Annotated in this window: 12 protein-coding genes and 4 tRNA genes; 14 read left to right on the forward strand and 2 right to left on the reverse strand. The window is 58.2% G+C overall.

What is annotated here, in order from left to right; translation table 11 throughout:
- The first annotated feature begins 140 nt into the window (after positions 1–140).
- The 13 genes from AC56LY_RS21195 (at position 141) to rpoC (ending at position 14,370) form a co-directional block, all read left to right on the forward strand.
- Positions 141–225 (forward strand) — tRNA-Tyr (locus AC56LY_RS21195).
- 36 nt (positions 226–261) lie between these two features.
- Positions 262–335: transfer RNA gene (locus AC56LY_RS21200), tRNA-Gly, on the forward strand.
- Between the two features lie 39 nt (positions 336–374).
- Positions 375–449 (forward strand) — tRNA-Thr (locus AC56LY_RS21205).
- Positions 450–535: 86 nt separating this feature from the next.
- A complete protein-coding gene (gene tuf, locus AC56LY_RS21210) occupies positions 536–1,729 on the forward strand; it encodes an elongation factor Tu (RefSeq protein ID WP_183554297.1) in 1,194 nt (397 codons plus the stop codon).
- 102 nt (positions 1,730–1,831) lie between these two features.
- Positions 1,832–1,907 (forward strand) — tRNA-Trp (locus AC56LY_RS21215).
- A 36-nt stretch (positions 1,908–1,943) separates the two neighbouring features.
- Positions 1,944–2,330, forward strand: a complete 387-nt coding sequence (gene secE / locus AC56LY_RS21220; RefSeq protein WP_183554440.1) for a preprotein translocase subunit SecE — start codon at positions 1,944–1,946, stop codon at positions 2,328–2,330.
- Between the two features lie 2 nt (positions 2,331–2,332).
- The gene (gene nusG, locus AC56LY_RS21225; protein WP_499582944.1) at positions 2,333–3,004 is read left to right on the forward strand and encodes a transcription termination/antitermination protein NusG; all 672 of its coding nucleotides are present in this window, start codon (positions 2,333–2,335) and stop codon (positions 3,002–3,004) included.
- Positions 3,005–3,117: 113 nt separating this feature from the next.
- Positions 3,118–3,549, forward strand: a complete 432-nt coding sequence (gene rplK / locus AC56LY_RS21230; protein ID WP_258837103.1) for a 50S ribosomal protein L11 — start codon at positions 3,118–3,120, stop codon at positions 3,547–3,549.
- Positions 3,549–4,247: a 50S ribosomal protein L1 gene (rplA, locus tag AC56LY_RS21235; protein WP_183554438.1), complete on the forward strand. Its 699-nt coding sequence runs from the start codon at positions 3,549–3,551 to the stop codon at positions 4,245–4,247. Before rplK ends, rplA begins: the two co-directional genes overlap by 1 nt.
- A 273-nt stretch (positions 4,248–4,520) precedes the next feature.
- Entirely contained in the window at positions 4,521–5,057 is a 537-nt protein-coding gene (gene rplJ, locus AC56LY_RS21240; protein ID WP_183554436.1) for a 50S ribosomal protein L10, read from the forward strand.
- A gap of 60 nt (positions 5,058–5,117) precedes the next feature.
- The gene (rplL, locus tag AC56LY_RS21245) at positions 5,118–5,492 is read left to right on the forward strand and encodes a 50S ribosomal protein L7/L12 (RefSeq protein ID WP_343028424.1); all 375 of its coding nucleotides are present in this window, start codon (positions 5,118–5,120) and stop codon (positions 5,490–5,492) included.
- A gap of 294 nt (positions 5,493–5,786) precedes the next feature.
- Positions 5,787–9,896, forward strand: a complete 4,110-nt coding sequence (gene rpoB / locus AC56LY_RS21250) for a DNA-directed RNA polymerase subunit beta (protein ID WP_499456372.1) — start codon at positions 5,787–5,789, stop codon at positions 9,894–9,896.
- Between the two features lie 226 nt (positions 9,897–10,122).
- A complete protein-coding gene (gene rpoC, locus AC56LY_RS21255; RefSeq protein WP_499582947.1) occupies positions 10,123–14,370 on the forward strand; it encodes a DNA-directed RNA polymerase subunit beta' in 4,248 nt (1,415 codons plus the stop codon).
- A 73-nt stretch (positions 14,371–14,443) separates the two neighbouring features.
- On the opposite strand, the gene AC56LY_RS21260 is transcribed toward rpoC, so the two are convergent.
- Together AC56LY_RS21260 and AC56LY_RS21265 are read right to left on the reverse strand one after the other, a co-directional pair.
- A complete protein-coding gene (locus tag AC56LY_RS21260) occupies positions 14,444–14,815 on the reverse strand; it encodes a hypothetical protein (protein WP_499582948.1) in 372 nt (123 codons plus the stop codon).
- A 57-nt stretch (positions 14,816–14,872) separates the two neighbouring features.
- Complete coding sequence (locus AC56LY_RS21265) at positions 14,873–15,241, reverse strand: hypothetical protein (protein ID WP_499582951.1); 369 nt, start codon at positions 15,239–15,241, stop codon at positions 14,873–14,875.
- 303 nt (positions 15,242–15,544) lie between these two features.
- Here AC56LY_RS21265 and AC56LY_RS21270 point away from each other — a divergent pair, with 303 nt between their 5' ends.
- A complete protein-coding gene (locus AC56LY_RS21270) occupies positions 15,545–16,111 on the forward strand; it encodes a cysteine hydrolase family protein (RefSeq protein WP_499582953.1) in 567 nt (188 codons plus the stop codon).
- Positions 16,112–16,134: the final 23 nt, after the last annotated feature.

A 16,134-nucleotide genomic window follows, 5' to 3' on the forward strand; every position in this document is an offset into this window, starting at 1 on the left:
GCAAAATGACCCTTGCGGCTTTAGAGTCCGACCGTTACAATCACGCCCCGAAGCAACGCTGTCAGGCGAAGTGGAAAAACCTTCTACCCAAACCTGATTGACAGTACGTTGAGCTTGCTTCATACTCTGCGGTTCTTCGCGGTGGGGTGGCCGAGTGGTTAAAGGCAGCAGACTGTAAATCTGCCCTCTCTGAGTACGCTGGTTCGAATCCAGCCCCCACCACCAAAAGAAGATCGTGAAGTCGAATTGAAGTTGTACCTCGCGGGTGTAGCTCAATGGTAGAGCAGAAGCCTTCCAAGCTTACGACGAGGGTTCGATTCCCTTCACCCGCTCCAGTGTTTTGCGGTGTGCAAGTTGAACATCGCACCAAATCAGCCCTTGTAGCTCAGTGGTAGAGCACTCCCTTGGTAAGGGAGAGGCCACGTGTTCAATCCACGTCAAGGGCACCAGAATTTTGTACGGCAGTCGCGTTGCACTCGCCCGTCAGGTGTGCCTGGTAATTCTCAAAAATATCGTTAGATCTTAGGAGTCTGAAATGGCAAAAGGTAAATTCGAACGGACCAAGCCGCACGTAAACGTCGGCACCATCGGTCACGTTGACCACGGCAAAACCACGCTGACGGCTGCAATCGCGACCGTCCTGTCGAAGAAATTCGGCGGCGAAGCCAAGGCCTACGACCAGATCGACGCGGCACCAGAAGAAAAAGCACGCGGCATCACCATCAACACCGCGCACGTCGAGTACGAGACCGAAAACCGTCACTACGCTCACGTTGACTGCCCAGGCCACGCCGACTACATCAAGAACATGATTACCGGTGCTGCGCAGATGGACGGCGCGATCCTGGTGTGCTCGGCCGCTGACGGCCCAATGCCACAGACCCGCGAGCACATTCTGCTGGCCCGTCAGGTTGGCGTTCCATACATCATCGTGTTCCTGAACAAGTGCGACCTGGTCGACGACGCAGAACTGCTGGAACTGGTCGAAATGGAAGTTCGTGAGCTTCTGTCGAAGTACGAGTTCCCAGGCGACGACGTCCCAATCATCAAGGGTTCGGCACGTATGGCCCTCGAAGGCAAGCCGGGCGAAATGGGTGAAGAATGCATCACCCGTCTGGCCGAAGCCCTCGACACCTACATCCCAACGCCAGAGCGCGCTGTTGACGGTGCGTTCCTGATGCCAGTGGAAGACGTGTTCTCGATCTCGGGTCGCGGTACCGTTGTGACCGGTCGTGTCGAGCGCGGCGTCGTCAAAGTCGGCGAAGAAATCGAAATCGTCGGCATCATCGACACCGTCAAGACCACTTGCACCGGCGTGGAAATGTTCCGCAAGCTGCTGGACCAGGGTCAAGCTGGCGACAACGTCGGCCTGCTGCTGCGCGGTACCAAGCGTGAAGATGTCCAGCGTGGTCAGGTCCTGGCAAAGCCAGGTTCGATCAAGCCGCACAACCACTTCACCGGCGAGATCTACGTTCTGTCGAAAGATGAAGGCGGCCGTCACACCCCGTTCTTCAACAACTATCGTCCACAGTTCTACTTCCGTACGACTGACGTGACCGGTTCGATCGAGCTGCCAGCAGACAAAGAAATGGTCATGCCAGGCGACAACGTGTCGATCACCGTCAAGCTGATCAACCCGATCGCGATGGAAGAAGGTCTGCGTTTCGCAATCCGTGAAGGCGGCCGTACTGTCGGCGCCGGCGTGGTAGCAAAGATTCTGCCTAACTAAGCAGAGCAGAGGGAAGCGGAAGTCATTTCCGTTTCCCTCGAACAGCATTGTCAGTGAGCGCGCGCTTGCTGTATAATGCTGGATTCAGCTGGAAGTTTTCGTAGGGGTGTAGCTCAATTGGCAGAGCGTCGGTCTCCAAAACCGAAGGTCGCGGGTTCGATTCCCTCCGCCCCTGCCACCGAATTCTGGTGCCAGGCACCGAAAGTAAAGAAGAATGTCTAATCAATCCGTGCAAACTGTCAGCACCTCGAATGACAAGTTCAAGGTCGCGCTGGCGGTGGTTGCAGCGATTGCAGGCGTCGTCGGGTTCTTTTACCTGACAGGCCAGAACAAACCAGCCTTGGTCGCCGCAGGCGCCCTTTTGGCTGGTTTAGTTTTTGCTGTCCTGCTTTTGTGGACTTCCACCACCGGCCGTGATTTCCTGAGCTTTGCCAAGGAATCGGTGCGCGAGACCAAGAAGGTCGTTTGGCCGACCCGCCGCGAAGCCTTGCAGATCACGGGCATCGTGTTTGCCTTTGTGGTTGTGATGGCGATTTTCCTGTGGGGCACCGACAAGATTCTCGAGCTCCTGTTGTACGACTTTGTCCTGGGTTGGAAATAAACATGAGCGAAAACGTACAAGAAGATACCGCGCCGGAAGAGATTCCGGCGGTCGGCGCTCCGGCGACCGGCGCTCCGGAAGAAGGCGTTCCAGAGCAGGAAGCAGCACCAGAAGCAGCTGCACCCGTGAGTGTCCCGGTCAGCAACAAGCGCTGGTACGTCGTTCACGTCTACTCGGGTATGGAAAAGAGCGTCATGCGCGCCCTGACCGAGCGGATTGAACGTGGCGGCATGCAAGAACAGTTTGGCCAGATCCTGGTGCCAACCGAGGAAGTTGTCGAGATGCGCAACGGCACCAAGGCCGTTACCGAGCGCCGCTTCTTCCCGGGTTATGTGCTGGTTGAGATGGAAATGACCGACGAAACCTGGCACCTGGTGAAAAACACCAGCAAGGTCACCGGGTTCATCGGCGGCAAGTCGAACAAGCCGACCCCGATCCCGGCGCGCGAGATCGACAAGATCATGCAGCAGGTCCAGGAAGGCGTCGAGAAGCCTCGGCCAAAGACGCTGTACGAAGTGGGCGAACAGGTCCGGATCAAGGAAGGCCCGTTCACCGATTTCAACGGCAACGTCGAAGAAGTCAATTACGAAAAGTCGAAGGTGCGAGTTTCTGTTACCATCTTCGGCCGCGCGACTCCAGTGGAACTGGAGTTCGGGCAAGTCGAGAAAGTCTAAACGCTACCATCGGAGCGTCGCAGTTGTCAGGCGGAATCCGGTAAGAGGAGCCCCGCCGGAGACGAGTAGTCGCGGTGGGGCGCTACTACTCAAGTCAAAGATAGGAGCCTTTCATGGCAAAGAAAATCATTGGCTTTATCAAGCTGCAAGTTCCAGCTGGTAAAGCAAACCCATCCCCACCGATCGGTCCAGCACTGGGTCAGCGCGGTCTGAACATCATGGAATTCTGCAAGGCGTTCAACGCCCAGACCCAGGGTGTCGAGCCAGGCATGCCAATCCCGGTCGTGATCACCGCGTTCGCCGACAAGTCGTTCACCTTCGTGATGAAGACTGCACCGGCAACGTACCTGATCAAGAAAGCCGCTGGCATCACCAAGGGTTCGGCCAAGCCGCATACCGACAAGGTTGCATCGCTGACCCGCGCTCAAGCTGAAGAAATCGCAAAAATCAAGCAGCCGGACCTGACCGCCGCCGACATGGACGCAGCAGTGCGTATCATCGCTGGCTCGGCACGTTCGATGGGCATCACGGTGGAGGGTCTGTAATGGCTAAGCTGTCCAAACGCGTCAAAGCTATCAAAGCTAAAGTAGACCGCAATAAAGTCTACGCCTTCGACAACGGTCTGTCGCTGGTCAAGGAATTCGCCACTGCCAAGTTCAACGAGTCGATCGACGTCTCGGTGCAACTGGGCGTGGACCCGAAGAAGTCGGACCAAGTGGTTCGCGGTTCGGTCGTGCTGCCAGCAGGCACCGGCAAGACCGTGCGCGTTGCTGTGTTCGCAACGGGCGAGAAGGCTGAAGCTGCACGTGCAGCTGGCGCCGACATCGTCGGTATGGAAGACCTGGCCGAGCGCGTCAAAGCCGGCGACATGCCTTTCGATATCGTCATCGCGTCGCCAGACACCATGCGTATCGTCGGTACCCTGGGTCAGATCCTGGGCCCACGTGGCCTGATGCCTAACCCGAAAGTCGGCACCGTGACCCCAGACGTCGCAACCGCCGTCAAGAACGCCAAAGCCGGTCAGGTCCAGTACCGTACCGACAAGGCAGGTATCGTTCACGCAACGATCGGCCGTGCATCGTTCACCGACGAAGATCTGAAGAGCAACCTGGTTGCCCTGATCGACGCCCTGAACAAAGCCAAGCCAACCACGTCGAAAGGTGTGTACCTGCGCAAGGTCGCCCTGTCGTCGACGATGGGTGCTGGCGTGCGCATCGATCACGCTTCGATCGCTGCTGCTTAATTAGCAAATTCAAGTCCTCGCGCCATTGGTGCGGGGCGATTCTTTGGGCTGTCGCAGTAACTGATCGCTGCGGCAGACAATCAAAGACCGTTGGGCCAAGTGCAGAGGTTGGGCATGCGGTTAAAAGACAACCCAACGCAGATGGTGTACCCGAACAAGTTTTGTAGTCCAGCTGCGTGAATTCATCCGCTCAGTTTAAGGCTTCTTAACTTCGGACGCCGTGTGTTCGAACCGATGTGAACATCTCGTTCTCATCATTTAAGGAGATTGACCGTGGGTCTTAATCTGAATGACAAAAAGGCCGTCGTCGAAGAAGTTTCCGCAAAAGTAGCATCTGCGCAAACCATCGTCGTCGCCGAGTACCGTGGCATCCAGGTTAGTCACTTGACCAAGCTCCGTGCATCCGCACGTGCCCAGGGCGTGTACCTGCGTGTTCTGAAGAACACGCTGGCTCGTCGCTCTGTCGAGGGCACGCAGTTTGCCTCGCTGGCTGATTCCATGACCGGTCCGCTGATCTATTCGATCTCGGACGATGCCGTTGCTGCAGCTAAAGTCATCAATGACTTCGCTAAAACCAACGACAAGCTGGTCATCAAAGCCGGTAACTACGCAGGTAAGCAGCTCGACGTAGCTGGCGTTACCTCGTTGGCAAGCATCCCATCCCGTGAAGTTCTCATCTCGCAGCTGTTGGGCGTCATGTTGGCTCCGGTGTCGGGCTTTGCACGTGGTCTGGCTGCCCTGGCAGCGAAAAAAGGCGAAGGTTCTTCCGAAGCAGCTCCGGCCGCAGAAGAAGCTCCTGCAGAAGCGTAAGCTTCCCTTTTTTTTCAAGTACCAACCTGAACTACATACAAATCAAAACTGGAGTTTCAAATGGCAATTAGCAAAGACGATATCCTGAACGCAGTGAGCGAAATGTCCGTCATGGACCTGAACGAACTGGTCAAGGCATTCGAAGAGAAGTTCGGTGTGTCGGCAGCTGCAATGTCGGCTCCTGCAGCTGGTGGTGGCGCTGGCGCCGCTGCTGTTGAAGAGCAGACCGAGTTCAACGTTGTTCTGACCGAAATCGGCGCGAACAAAGTCGGCGTCATCAAGGCAGTCCGTGAAATCACCGGTCTGGGCCTGAAAGAAGCCAAAGACGTCGTCGACGGCGCTCCTAAGACGGTTAAAGAAGCCCTGCCAAAAGCAGAAGCTGAAGCCGCCAAGAAGAAGCTGGAAGATGCAGGCGCCAAGGCTGAACTGAAGTAATACATAGGCAAAGGGTGCTGTTCGCAGCACCTGATGCGGGAGTCAAAGCTTGCAAAACTTGCCGGAAGGCGGGAATTGCGGCTTTGGCTCTTTTGTCGTCCCTGCGACAGACGTCGCCAAGGAATGACAGAATAGAGGCGGCAACACCGGCTCAGAAATATCGTAACACAGCAGTTTGCTTGTCCTTTTCATCTGGCGCGAAAGAGTAAAGACTTCAGGAATTGTGTGTGGTGGTGGCGCGTGCCACTGGCAAATCCTGAATTCTTCATCCTTTCTGTCACTCACGGAGTGTCCATGCACTACTCATTTACTGAGAAGAAGCGTATTCGCAAGTCGTTCGCGAAACGCGCCAACGTTCACAACGTTCCCTACCTGCTGGCTACCCAGCTGGAATCCTACGAGAACTTCCTCCAGGCTGATGCTGTCCCATCGGGACGCAAGGCCGAGGGTCTGCAGTCGGCTTTTTCTTCGATCTTCCCTATCGTGTCGCACAATGGTTTTGCGCGCCTCGAGTTCCTGTCGTATGTGCTGGGTGACCCTGCGTTTGACGTGAAAGAGTGCCAGCAGCGTGGCCTGACCTTCGCGTCGCCGCTGCGCGCCAAGGTGCGTCTGGTGATCCTGGACAAGGAATCGCCGACCAAGCCGGTCGTCAAGGAAATGAAGGAACAAGAAGTCTACATGGGCGAGCTGCCACTGATGACCACGAACGGTTCGTTCGTGATCAACGGCACCGAGCGCGTGATCGTGTCCCAGCTGCACCGTTCGCCGGGCGTGTTCTTCGAGCACGACCGCGGCAAGACGCACTCGTCGGGCAAGCTCCTGTTCTCGGCACGGATCATTCCTTACCGCGGCTCGTGGCTCGACTTCGAGTTCGACCCGAAGGATATCCTGTTCTTCCGCGTCGACCGTCGTCGCAAGATGCCAGTGACGATCCTGCTCAAGGCCATCGGCATGACGCCGGAACAGATCCTGGCGAACTTCTTCGTCTTCGACAACTTCGTCGTGCGCAACGACGGCGGCGAACTCGAGTTCGTCCCCGAGCGTCTGCGCGGCGAAGTCGCGCGTTTCGACATCGTCGATCCGAAGTCGGGCAAGACCATTGTCACCAAGGACAAGCGTATCAACGCGAAGCACGTCCGTGACATCGAAGCTGCCGGCATCAAGACCATCTCGGTCCCTGAAGACTACCTGCTGGGCCGCGTGCTGGCCAAGAACATTGTCGACCAGGACACCGGTGAAGTCATCGCTGTCGCCAACGACGAGCTGACCGAAGAACTGCTGGGCAAGCTGCGCGATGCAGACGTGACCGAAATCCAGACGCTGTACACCAACGATCTGGACCAGGGCGGCTACATCTCGCAAACCCTGCGCACCGACGACACCGCTGACCGCACCGCGGCGCGCGTGGCGATCTACCGCATGATGCGTCCTGGCGAACCGCCAACCGAAGAATCGGTCGAAGCCCTGTTCAACGGCCTGTTCTACATGCCGGAACGCTACGACCTGTCGGCTGTCGGCCGCATGAAGTTCAACCGCCGTATCGGCCGTGATGAACTGACCGGCGACATGACCATGTCGAACGAAGACATCCTGGCCGTGATCAAGATCCTCGTCGAGCTGCGCAATGGCCGCGGCGAAGTCGATGACATCGATCACCTGGGTAATCGTCGCGTCCGTTGCGTCGGCGAACTGGCCGAGAATCAATTCCGTGCTGGCCTGGTCCGCGTGGAACGTGCAGTCAAGGAACGTCTCGGCCAGGCCGAAGCGGACAACCTGATGCCGCATGACCTGATCAACAGCAAGCCGATTTCGGCCGCGATCCGTGAATTCTTCGGTTCGTCGCAGCTGTCCCAGTTCATGGACCAGACCAACCCGCTGTCCGAAGTGACGCACAAGCGTCGCGTTTCGGCCCTGGGCCCTGGCGGTCTGACCCGCGAACGTGCTGGCTTCGAGGTGCGCGACGTGCACCCGACCCACTACGGCCGCGTGTGCCCGATCGAAACGCCTGAAGGCCCGAACATCGGTCTGATCAATTCGCTGGCACTGTATGCCCGCCTGAATGAATACGGCTTCCTGGAAACCCCGTACCGCAAGGTCGATGGTTCGAAGGTCACCGATCAGATCGATTACCTGTCGGCCATCGAAGAAGGCCGCTACATCATTGCTCAGGCAAACGCCGCGATCAATGAAAACGGCCAACTGGTCGATGAGCTGGTCTCGTCGCGTGAAGCCGGCGAAACGATCCTGGTCTCGCCAGAGCGCGTCCAGTACATGGACGTTGCCCCAGGCCAGATCGTGTCGGTCGCTGCCTCGCTGATTCCGTTCCTGGAACACGATGATGCGAACCGTGCACTGATGGGCGCCAACATGCAGCGTCAGGCCGTGCCTTGCCTGCGTCCTGAGAAGGCCGTTGTCGGTACCGGTATCGAACGCACCGTGGCAGTCGACTCGGGTACCACCGTGCAGGCACTGCGTGGCGGTATGGTCGACTACATCGATGCGGGCCGCGTCGTCATTCGCGTGAACGACGATGAAGCACAGGCTGGTGAAGTCGGCGTCGACATCTACAACCTGATCAAGTACACCCGTTCGAACCAGAACACCAACATCAACCAGCGTCCGATCGTGCAGGTTGGTGACCGCGTCGCCCGTGGCGACGTGATCGCCGACGGCGCATCGACCGACCTGGGCGAACTGGCCCTGGGTCAGAACATGCTGGTGGCGTTCATGCCGTGGAACGGTCTGAACTTCGAAGATTCGATCCTGATCTCGGAAAACGTCGTCAAGGATGACCGCTACACCTCGATTCACATCGAAGAGCTGTCGGTTGTCGCACGTGATACCAAGCTGGGCGCGGAAGAAATTACCCGCGACATCTCGAATCTGGCAGAAAACCAGCTGGCGCGCCTGGATGAATCGGGCATCGTCTACATCGGCGCCGAAGTGCAGGCTGGCGACGTGCTGGTCGGTAAGGTCACGCCAAAAGGCGAGACCCAGCTGACACCGGAAGAAAAGCTGTTGCGCGCGATCTTCGGCGAAAAAGCGTCGGACGTGAAAGACACCTCGCTGCGCGTGCCTTCGGGCATGGTCGGTACCGTGATCGACGTGCAAGTGTTCACCCGCGAAGGCATCCAGCGCGACAAGCGCGCCCAGCAGATCATCGATGATGAACTCAAGCGCTATCGCCTGGACCTGAACGACCAGATGCGTATTGTCGAGGGCGATGCCTTCGAGCGTCTGGAGCGCATGCTGATCGGCAAGATCGTCAATGGCGGTCCGAAGAAGATGGCCAAGGGCGCGGCGATCACTGCCGAATACCTGGCGGACCTGGACAAGTTCCACTGGTTCGACATCCGTCCGGCAGAAGACGACACCGCGAACGCCCTCGAAGCGATCAAGGAATCGATCAACGAGAAGCGTCACCAGTTCGACCTGGCCTTCGAAGAGAAGCGCAAGAAGCTGACGCAAGGCGACGAGCTGCAGCCAGGCGTGCAGAAGATGGTCAAGGTCTACCTGGCCGTCAAGCGCCGCCTGCAGTCGGGCGACAAGATGGCAGGCCGTCACGGTAACAAGGGTGTGGTCTCGCGTATCGTCCCGGTGGAAGACATGCCGTTCATGGCGGACGGTCGTCCTGCCGACGTCGTGCTGAACCCGCTGGGCGTGCCATCGCGCATGAACGTCGGTCAGATCCTGGAAACCCACCTCGGTTGGGCAGCCAAGGGCCTGGGCTGGCGCATCGGCGAAATGCTGCAGGCGCAAGCGAAGGCACAAGACCTGCGCGTGTTCCTGGACAAGATCTACAACGAAACCGGCCGCAAGGAAGACCTGGACAGCTTCAGCGATGAAGAGATCCTGACCCTGGCGGGCAACCTCAAGAACGGCGTGCCGTTCGCGACCCCGGTCTTCGATGGCGCCCATGAAGAAGACATTCGTCGTATGCTGGACCTGGCGTTCCCGGACGACATCGCTGCGAACCTCGGCATGACCCCGTCGAAGAACCAGGTCACGATGTTCGACGGCCGCACCGGCGAAGCATTCGAGCGCAAGGTCACCGTCGGCTTCATGCACATGCTGAAGCTGCATCACCTGGTTGACGACAAGATGCACGCGCGTTCGACTGGTCCGTACTCGCTCGTAACGCAGCAGCCACTGGGCGGTAAAGCCCAGTTCGGCGGCCAGCGCTTCGGTGAGATGGAGGTGTGGGCACTGGAAGCGTACGGCGCATCGTACGTGCTGCAAGAAATGCTGACTGTGAAGTCGGATGACGTGAACGGCCGTACGAAGGTCTACGAGAACCTGGTCAAAGGCGACCACGTGATCGAAGCCGGCATGCCAGAGTCGTTCAACGTGCTGGTGAAGGAAATCCGTTCGCTGGGTATCGATATCGATCTCGAGCGCAACTAAGCAGGCCAGCAAGGCCGCCAGCCTTCGGGCTGGCTCTTCGACCTTCGAAGTCGTCGCCCCTGGAGCAGTCCGGGGCCTAAGCCCGGTGAATCAGCCGGCAAACTTGGATTCCCGCCTGCGCGGGATTGACGGTTTTTAGGGTAGTGGGTTTGCAAGCACCGGCGAAAATCGGTGAGGAGCTGGCGGCAAGCAAGTCAGTAAAGAATTCAATCACCTGGAGTGATACATGAAAGCACTGCTCGATCTATTCAAGCAAGTTCAGCAAAACGAAAGTTTCGACGCCATCAAGATTGGCCTGGCGTCGCCTGAAAAAATCCGTTCGTGGTCGTTCGGCGAAGTGAAGAAGCCGGAAACCATCAACTACCGCACGTTCAAGCCTGAGCGCGATGGCCTGTTCTGCGCCAAGATCTTTGGTCCTATCAAGGACTACGAATGCCTGTGCGGCAAATACAAGCGCCTGAAGCACCGCGGCGTGATCTGCGAGAAGTGCGGCGTTGAAGTCACGCTGGCCAAGGTGCGCCGTGAGCGCATGGGCCACATCGAGCTGGCCTCGCCAGTCGCGCACATCTGGTTCCTGAAGTCGCTGCCATCGCGTCTGGGCATGGTCCTGGACATGACGCTGCGGGACATCGAACGCGTGCTGTACTTCGAAGCATACGTCGTCACCGATCCAGGCATGACCCCGCTCAAGAAGAGCCAGATCATGTCGGAAGACGACTACGCTGCCAAGTACGAAGAGTACGGCGACGACTTCACCGCATTCATGGGCGCCGAAGGTATCCGTGAACTGCTGCGCTCGATCGACATCCACCGCGATGCCGACGCGCTGCGCGTGGAACTCAAAGAGTCGAAGTCCGAAGCCAAGATCAAGAAATACGCCAAGCGCCTGAAAGTGCTCGAAGCGTTCCAGCGTTCGGGCATCAAGCCTGAATGGATGATCATGGAAGTTCTGCCGGTCCTGCCGCCAGAACTGCGTCCGCTCGTCCCTCTGGACGGTGGCCGTTTCGCCACGTCCGACCTGAACGACCTGTATCGCCGCGTCATCAACCGTAATAACCGCCTGAAGCGCCTGATGGAACTGCGCGCACCAGAGATCATTACGCGTAACGAAAAGCGCATGCTGCAGGAAGCAGTCGACTCACTGCTGGACAACGGCCGTCGCGGTAAGGCGATGACCGGTGCCAACAAGCGTCCGCTGAAGTCGCTGGCCGAGATGATCAAGGGTAAGGGCGGTCGTTTCCGTCAGAACTTGCTGGGCAAGCGCGTCGACTACTCGGGCCGTTCGGTCATCGTGGTGGGTCCACAGCTGAAACTGCACCAGTGCGGTCTGCCGAAACTGATGGCTCTGGAACTGTTCAAGCCATTCATTTTCAACAAGCTCGAACTGATGGGTCTGGCTACGACCATCAAGGCTGCGAAGAAGCTCGTCGAAGTGCAAGAGCCAGTGGTCTGGGACATCCTTGAAGAAGTCATCAAGGAACACCCGATCATGCTGAACCGTGCGCCGACGCTGCACCGTCTGGGTATCCAGGCGTTCGAGCCAGTCCTGATCGAAGGCAAGGCCATCCAGCTGCACCCACTCGTCTGCGCGGCGTTCAACGCCGACTTCGACGGTGACCAGATGGCTGTCCACGTCCCGCTGTCGATCGAAGCACAGATGGAAGCACGTACGCTGATGCTGGCGTCGAACAACATCCTGTTCCCATCGAACGGCGAACCGTCGATCGTGCCGTCCCAGGATATCGTGCTGGGTCTGTACTACGCATCGCGCGAGGCAATCAATGCCAAGGGCGAGGGCATGATGTTCCCGGACGTGTCGGAAGTCATCCGCGCGTACGACAACAAGGAAGTCGAACTGGCGACCCGCATCACCGTGCGTATCGTGGAATTCCCACGCAACGCCGAAGGTGGCTTCGACCAGACCCTGACCCGCTACGAGACCACGGTCGGCCGTGCGATCCTGTCCGAGATCCTGCCAAAAGGCTTGCCATTCTCGGTGCTGAATCGTTCGCTGAAGAAGAAGGAAATCTCGAAGCTGATCAACACGTCGTTCCGCAAGTGCGGTCTGCGTGCGACCGTCGTGTTTGCCGACAAGCTGATGCAGTCGGGCTTCCGCCTGGCAACGCGCGCCGGTATCTCGATCGCCGTCGACGACATGATGATCCCGGACGTCAAGAAGGGCATGATCGCTGCTGCTGAAGCCGAAGTGAAACAGATCGAGCAGCAGTACAGCTCGGGTCTGGTCACTGCCGGCGAGCGCTACAACAAGGTCGTCGACATCTGGGGCAAGACCTCCGATGAAGTCGGCAAGGCGATGATGGACCAGCTGAAAATCGAGCCGGTCACCAAGCGTGATGGCACCGAAGGCACCCAGGAATCGTTCAACGCGATTTACATGATGGCCGACTCGGGCGCCCGTGGTTCGGCAGCCCAGATTCGTCAGCTGGCCGGTATGCGTGGTCTGATGGCGAAGCCGGACGGTTCGATTATCGAAACGCCGATTACTGCGAACTTCCGCGAAGGCCTGAACGTGCTTCAGTACTTCATTTCGACCCACGGCGCTCGTAAAGGTCTGGCCGATACCGCGCTGAAGACCGCAAACTCGGGTTACCTGACCCGTCGTCTGGTCGACGTGACGCAGGATCTGGTGGTGATCGAGGACGATTGCGGCACCAACAACGGCACGCACATGAAGGCGCTGGTCGAAGGTGGTGAAGTCATCGAAGCCCTGCGCGACCGTATCCTCGGCCGCGTCACCGGTACCGATGTCGTCAATCCTGAAACCCAGGAAACCCTGTTCGAAGCCGGCACGCTGCTGGACGAAGACATGGTCGAAGAGATCGAACGCATCGGCATCGACGAAGTAAAGGTCCGCACGCCACTGAACTGCGACACGCGCTTCGGCCTGTGCGCCAAGTGCTATGGTCGCGACCTGGGCCGTGGCAGCATGGTCAACGCCGGCGAAGCCGTTGGTGTGGTGGCAGCACAGTCGATTGGTGAGCCGGGTACCCAGCTGACCATGCGTACGTTCCACATCGGTGGTGCGGCATCGCGTGCGGCAGTGGCCTCGTCGGTCGAAGCCAAGTCGAACGGTACGGTTCGCTTCACGGCAACCATGCGTTACGTCACCAACGGCAAGGGCGCGCAAATCGTCATTACCCGTTCGGGCGAAGTGCTGATCACGGACGATCACGGCCGTGAGCGCGAGCGTCACAAGGTGCCGTACGGTGCGACCCTGATTGTCAAGGATGGCCAGGCTGTCAAAGCCGGTATCGCCCTGGCAACGTGGGATCCGCTGACCCGTCCGATCATCACCGAGTACGCTGGTACCATCCGCTTCGAAAACGTGGAAGAGGGCGTCACCGTCGCTCGCCAGGTGGACGATGTGACCGGTCTGTCGACCCTGGTCGCGATCGATCCGAAGCGTCGTGGTTCGGCCGGCAAGGTGCTGCGTCCGCAGGTCAAGCTGCTGAACGAAGAAGGCCAGGAAGTCAAGATCGCGGGCACCGAACACGCCGTGGCCATTGGTTTCCAGATCGGCTCGCTGATCATGGTCAAGGACGGTCAGCAAGTGTCCGTCGGTGAAGTGCTGGCACGTATCCCGACTGAATCGCAGAAAACGCGAGACATTACCGGTGGTCTGCCACGCGTTGCCGAGCTGTTCGAAGCACGCTCGCCAAAAGACGCTGGCATGCTGGCGGAAGTCACGGGTACGGTCGCGTTCGGTAAAGAGACCAAGGGCAAGCAACGCCTCGAGATCACCGACATGGACGGCAACAAGCACGAGTTCCTGATCACCAAGGACAAGCAAGTGCTGGTCCACGATGGTCAAGTCGTGAACAAGGGCGAGATGATTGTCGACGGCCCAGCCGATCCGCAAGACATCCTGCGCCTCCTGGGTATCGAATCGCTGGCCCGCTACATCGTCGACGAAGTGCAGGACGTGTACCGTCTGCAAGGCGTGAAGATCAACGACAAGCACATCGAGGTGATCGTTCGCCAGATGCTGCGTCGTGTTCAGATCGTCGAAGCAGGGGACACCGACTACATCATCGGCGAGCAGGTGGAGCGTTCGGAGCTGCTGGACCAGAACGACCGCATGAATGCGGTGGGCAAGCTGCCGGCAACGTACGAAAACGTGCTGCTGGGTATTACCAAGGCATCGCTGTCGACCGATTCGTTCATCTCGGCCGCATCGTTCCAGGAAACCACCCGCGTGCTGACCGAAGCGGCGATCATGGGCAAGCGCGACGGTCTGCGCGGCCTGAAAGAGAACGTCATCGTCGGTCGCCTGATTCCGGGCGGTACGGGTCTGGCATTCCACCGCGCTCGCAAAGAGAAGGAAGTTTGGGAAGCGGAAGAGCGCCAGGCACTGCTGCAGCAAGAGAAGGCCAATATGGCCGCCGAGCTGCAAGCGATGGAAGACCAGCAAGTTGCTTCAGCTTCGGCTGAGCAGCACGACGACGGCGAGTAATCGTCTGCGTTGAAAATGAAACGGCACCCTGAGGGGTGCCGTTTTTTTTCGCCTGCGTTTTCGGCAAGCGCCGTCAGCAGATACTGCCACCGATGCTCTTGCCGCTAACGAGATCGAATCCGAAGCTGCACACGTAGTCGTTCTTTTTGCTCAAGGTGCAAACCAGATGCTCGTGATCCTTGTGACGGACTCGTATCCCGCCGCCTTCCGTGCACGGGTCTGGTTTGTCCGGACCGATGGCATCGAAGATCCGCCTGGCTGCAGGGCCTTCGATGGAAAATGCCACTTTCTTGTCGTTTGATCTGGCCGCTGTTGGGTCCGCAAGTCCGCCGCCATAGATCCGATACGAGGCAGCTGTTTGCAGATATGGCCCTGGACCGGTGTCAGCTGCAATAACAGGCAATACGAGTAGAAAAATGAGAGGGCATAACCGTTGAATGTTCATGGGGTGGTCTCAACGTAGATCGATGTGGACACAATCGTCATGCTCTCGCTGCATACGTCAGGTCACGCTTTTGCGGTGCAGGACATAACCCGCGAAGAGTCCACACAACGACATGCCAAAGGCCGCATATGCCTGCAGGAAGTACGCAGAGCCTTGTTCAATGCGTAAGTGCGGGCCAACATCAGGTGAGTGAAGTTCCAGGAACAGGCTCCCGAACCACATTGCGGCGGGTAGGAAGCAGATGATGCCGAGCCAAGGTTTGATGCAGGCACCGACGAAGCAGATGATTGCTGCAGCCAGACCGATTTTCCAGAAGAGATCTGCAGAGGGCTCCTTGTCACTGACCTCGGCAAACACAGTCGCTGGGTAGACCAGTACTGTCAAAACGGCGAGGTTCAACATTGCACCGTGAGTGGAATGCAGCATTCTGGACGCCCTCATGATTGATGTCCTTGTTGACCCGATGGTTTAGTGGGATGGCCGACCTGAGGATAGTCAGCCATTCCGCATCGTTCTGACTTATGCGCAGTCAAGCAGCAAAGTTATCTCCGCAGTAGGCCAGGATGCTTCCTTGGGAATGGCTGCATATCTGCCGCGATAATGACGAGCGAAAAGACGCCGTTATATTCAACAGATGCAGATTTCCGAAGTTCGAGATCTATCAGATTGAAACTGGTTGCTGAACATCCTGCTGTGTTAGTTTAGCCATTCCCCCGTACAGGAATCAGCATGCCCCAGCCACCAGCCCTGATCATCATCGACATGCAACAGGGCATGCAATCCACGACGCTGCCATCCCGCAACAACCCGACCGCCGAGGACATGATCGCCCGTCTGCATACGGCTTGGCGGGCGGCAGGGTATCCAATCGTCAGCGTCCGCCACATCAGCCGCTCACCGGACTCCGTCTTCGCACCGGGCCAATCTGGCGTGGAATTCCAACCCCGCTTCCATCCACTGGCCCATGAGCACGTGTTCGAAAAGAACGTCCCCGATGCCTTCATCCACACCGGCCTGGAGCGCTGGCTGCATGCGCGCGGTATCACGCACCTGGTGATCGTCGGCGTCAGCACCAACAATTCGGTCGAGGCCAGCGCACGCACCGCAGGCAATCTGGGCTTTTCCACCATCGTGGTGTCGGATGCGACCTTCACCTTTGACAAGACGGATTTTGGCGGCACGCATCGCAGCGCCGAGGACGTCCATTTGATGGCTCTTGCCAACCTGCACGGCGAATACGCCGAAGTCATGTCGTGCGATGACGTGCTGCGCCGCTACGCAATGCGCATCGCGTGACAGAGAAGTAGCCCTCCAGCCCC

Source organism: Telluria sp. ZT3P25, assembly GCF_059685895.1.

Coding starts and splice junctions, on each gene's coding strand:
- rplL (WP_343028424.1), top strand. CDS start 5,118: ATGGCAATTAGCAAAGACGATATCCTGAACGCAGTGAGCGAAATGTCC.
- nusG (WP_499582944.1), top strand. CDS start 2,333: ATGAGCGAAAACGTACAAGAAGATACCGCGCCGGAAGAGATTCCGGCG.
- tuf (WP_183554297.1), top strand. CDS start 536: ATGGCAAAAGGTAAATTCGAACGGACCAAGCCGCACGTAAACGTCGGC.
- secE (WP_183554440.1), top strand. CDS start 1,944: ATGTCTAATCAATCCGTGCAAACTGTCAGCACCTCGAATGACAAGTTC.
- AC56LY_RS21270 (WP_499582953.1), top strand. CDS start 15,545: ATGCCCCAGCCACCAGCCCTGATCATCATCGACATGCAACAGGGCATG.
- rpoC (WP_499582947.1), top strand. CDS start 10,123: ATGAAAGCACTGCTCGATCTATTCAAGCAAGTTCAGCAAAACGAAAGT.
- AC56LY_RS21265 (WP_499582951.1), bottom strand. CDS start 15,241: ATGCTGCATTCCACTCACGGTGCAATGTTGAACCTCGCCGTTTTGACA.
- rpoB (WP_499456372.1), top strand. CDS start 5,787: ATGCACTACTCATTTACTGAGAAGAAGCGTATTCGCAAGTCGTTCGCG.
- rplA (WP_183554438.1), top strand. CDS start 3,549: ATGGCTAAGCTGTCCAAACGCGTCAAAGCTATCAAAGCTAAAGTAGAC.
- AC56LY_RS21260 (WP_499582948.1), bottom strand. CDS start 14,815: ATGAACATTCAACGGTTATGCCCTCTCATTTTTCTACTCGTATTGCCT.
- rplK (WP_258837103.1), top strand. CDS start 3,118: ATGGCAAAGAAAATCATTGGCTTTATCAAGCTGCAAGTTCCAGCTGGT.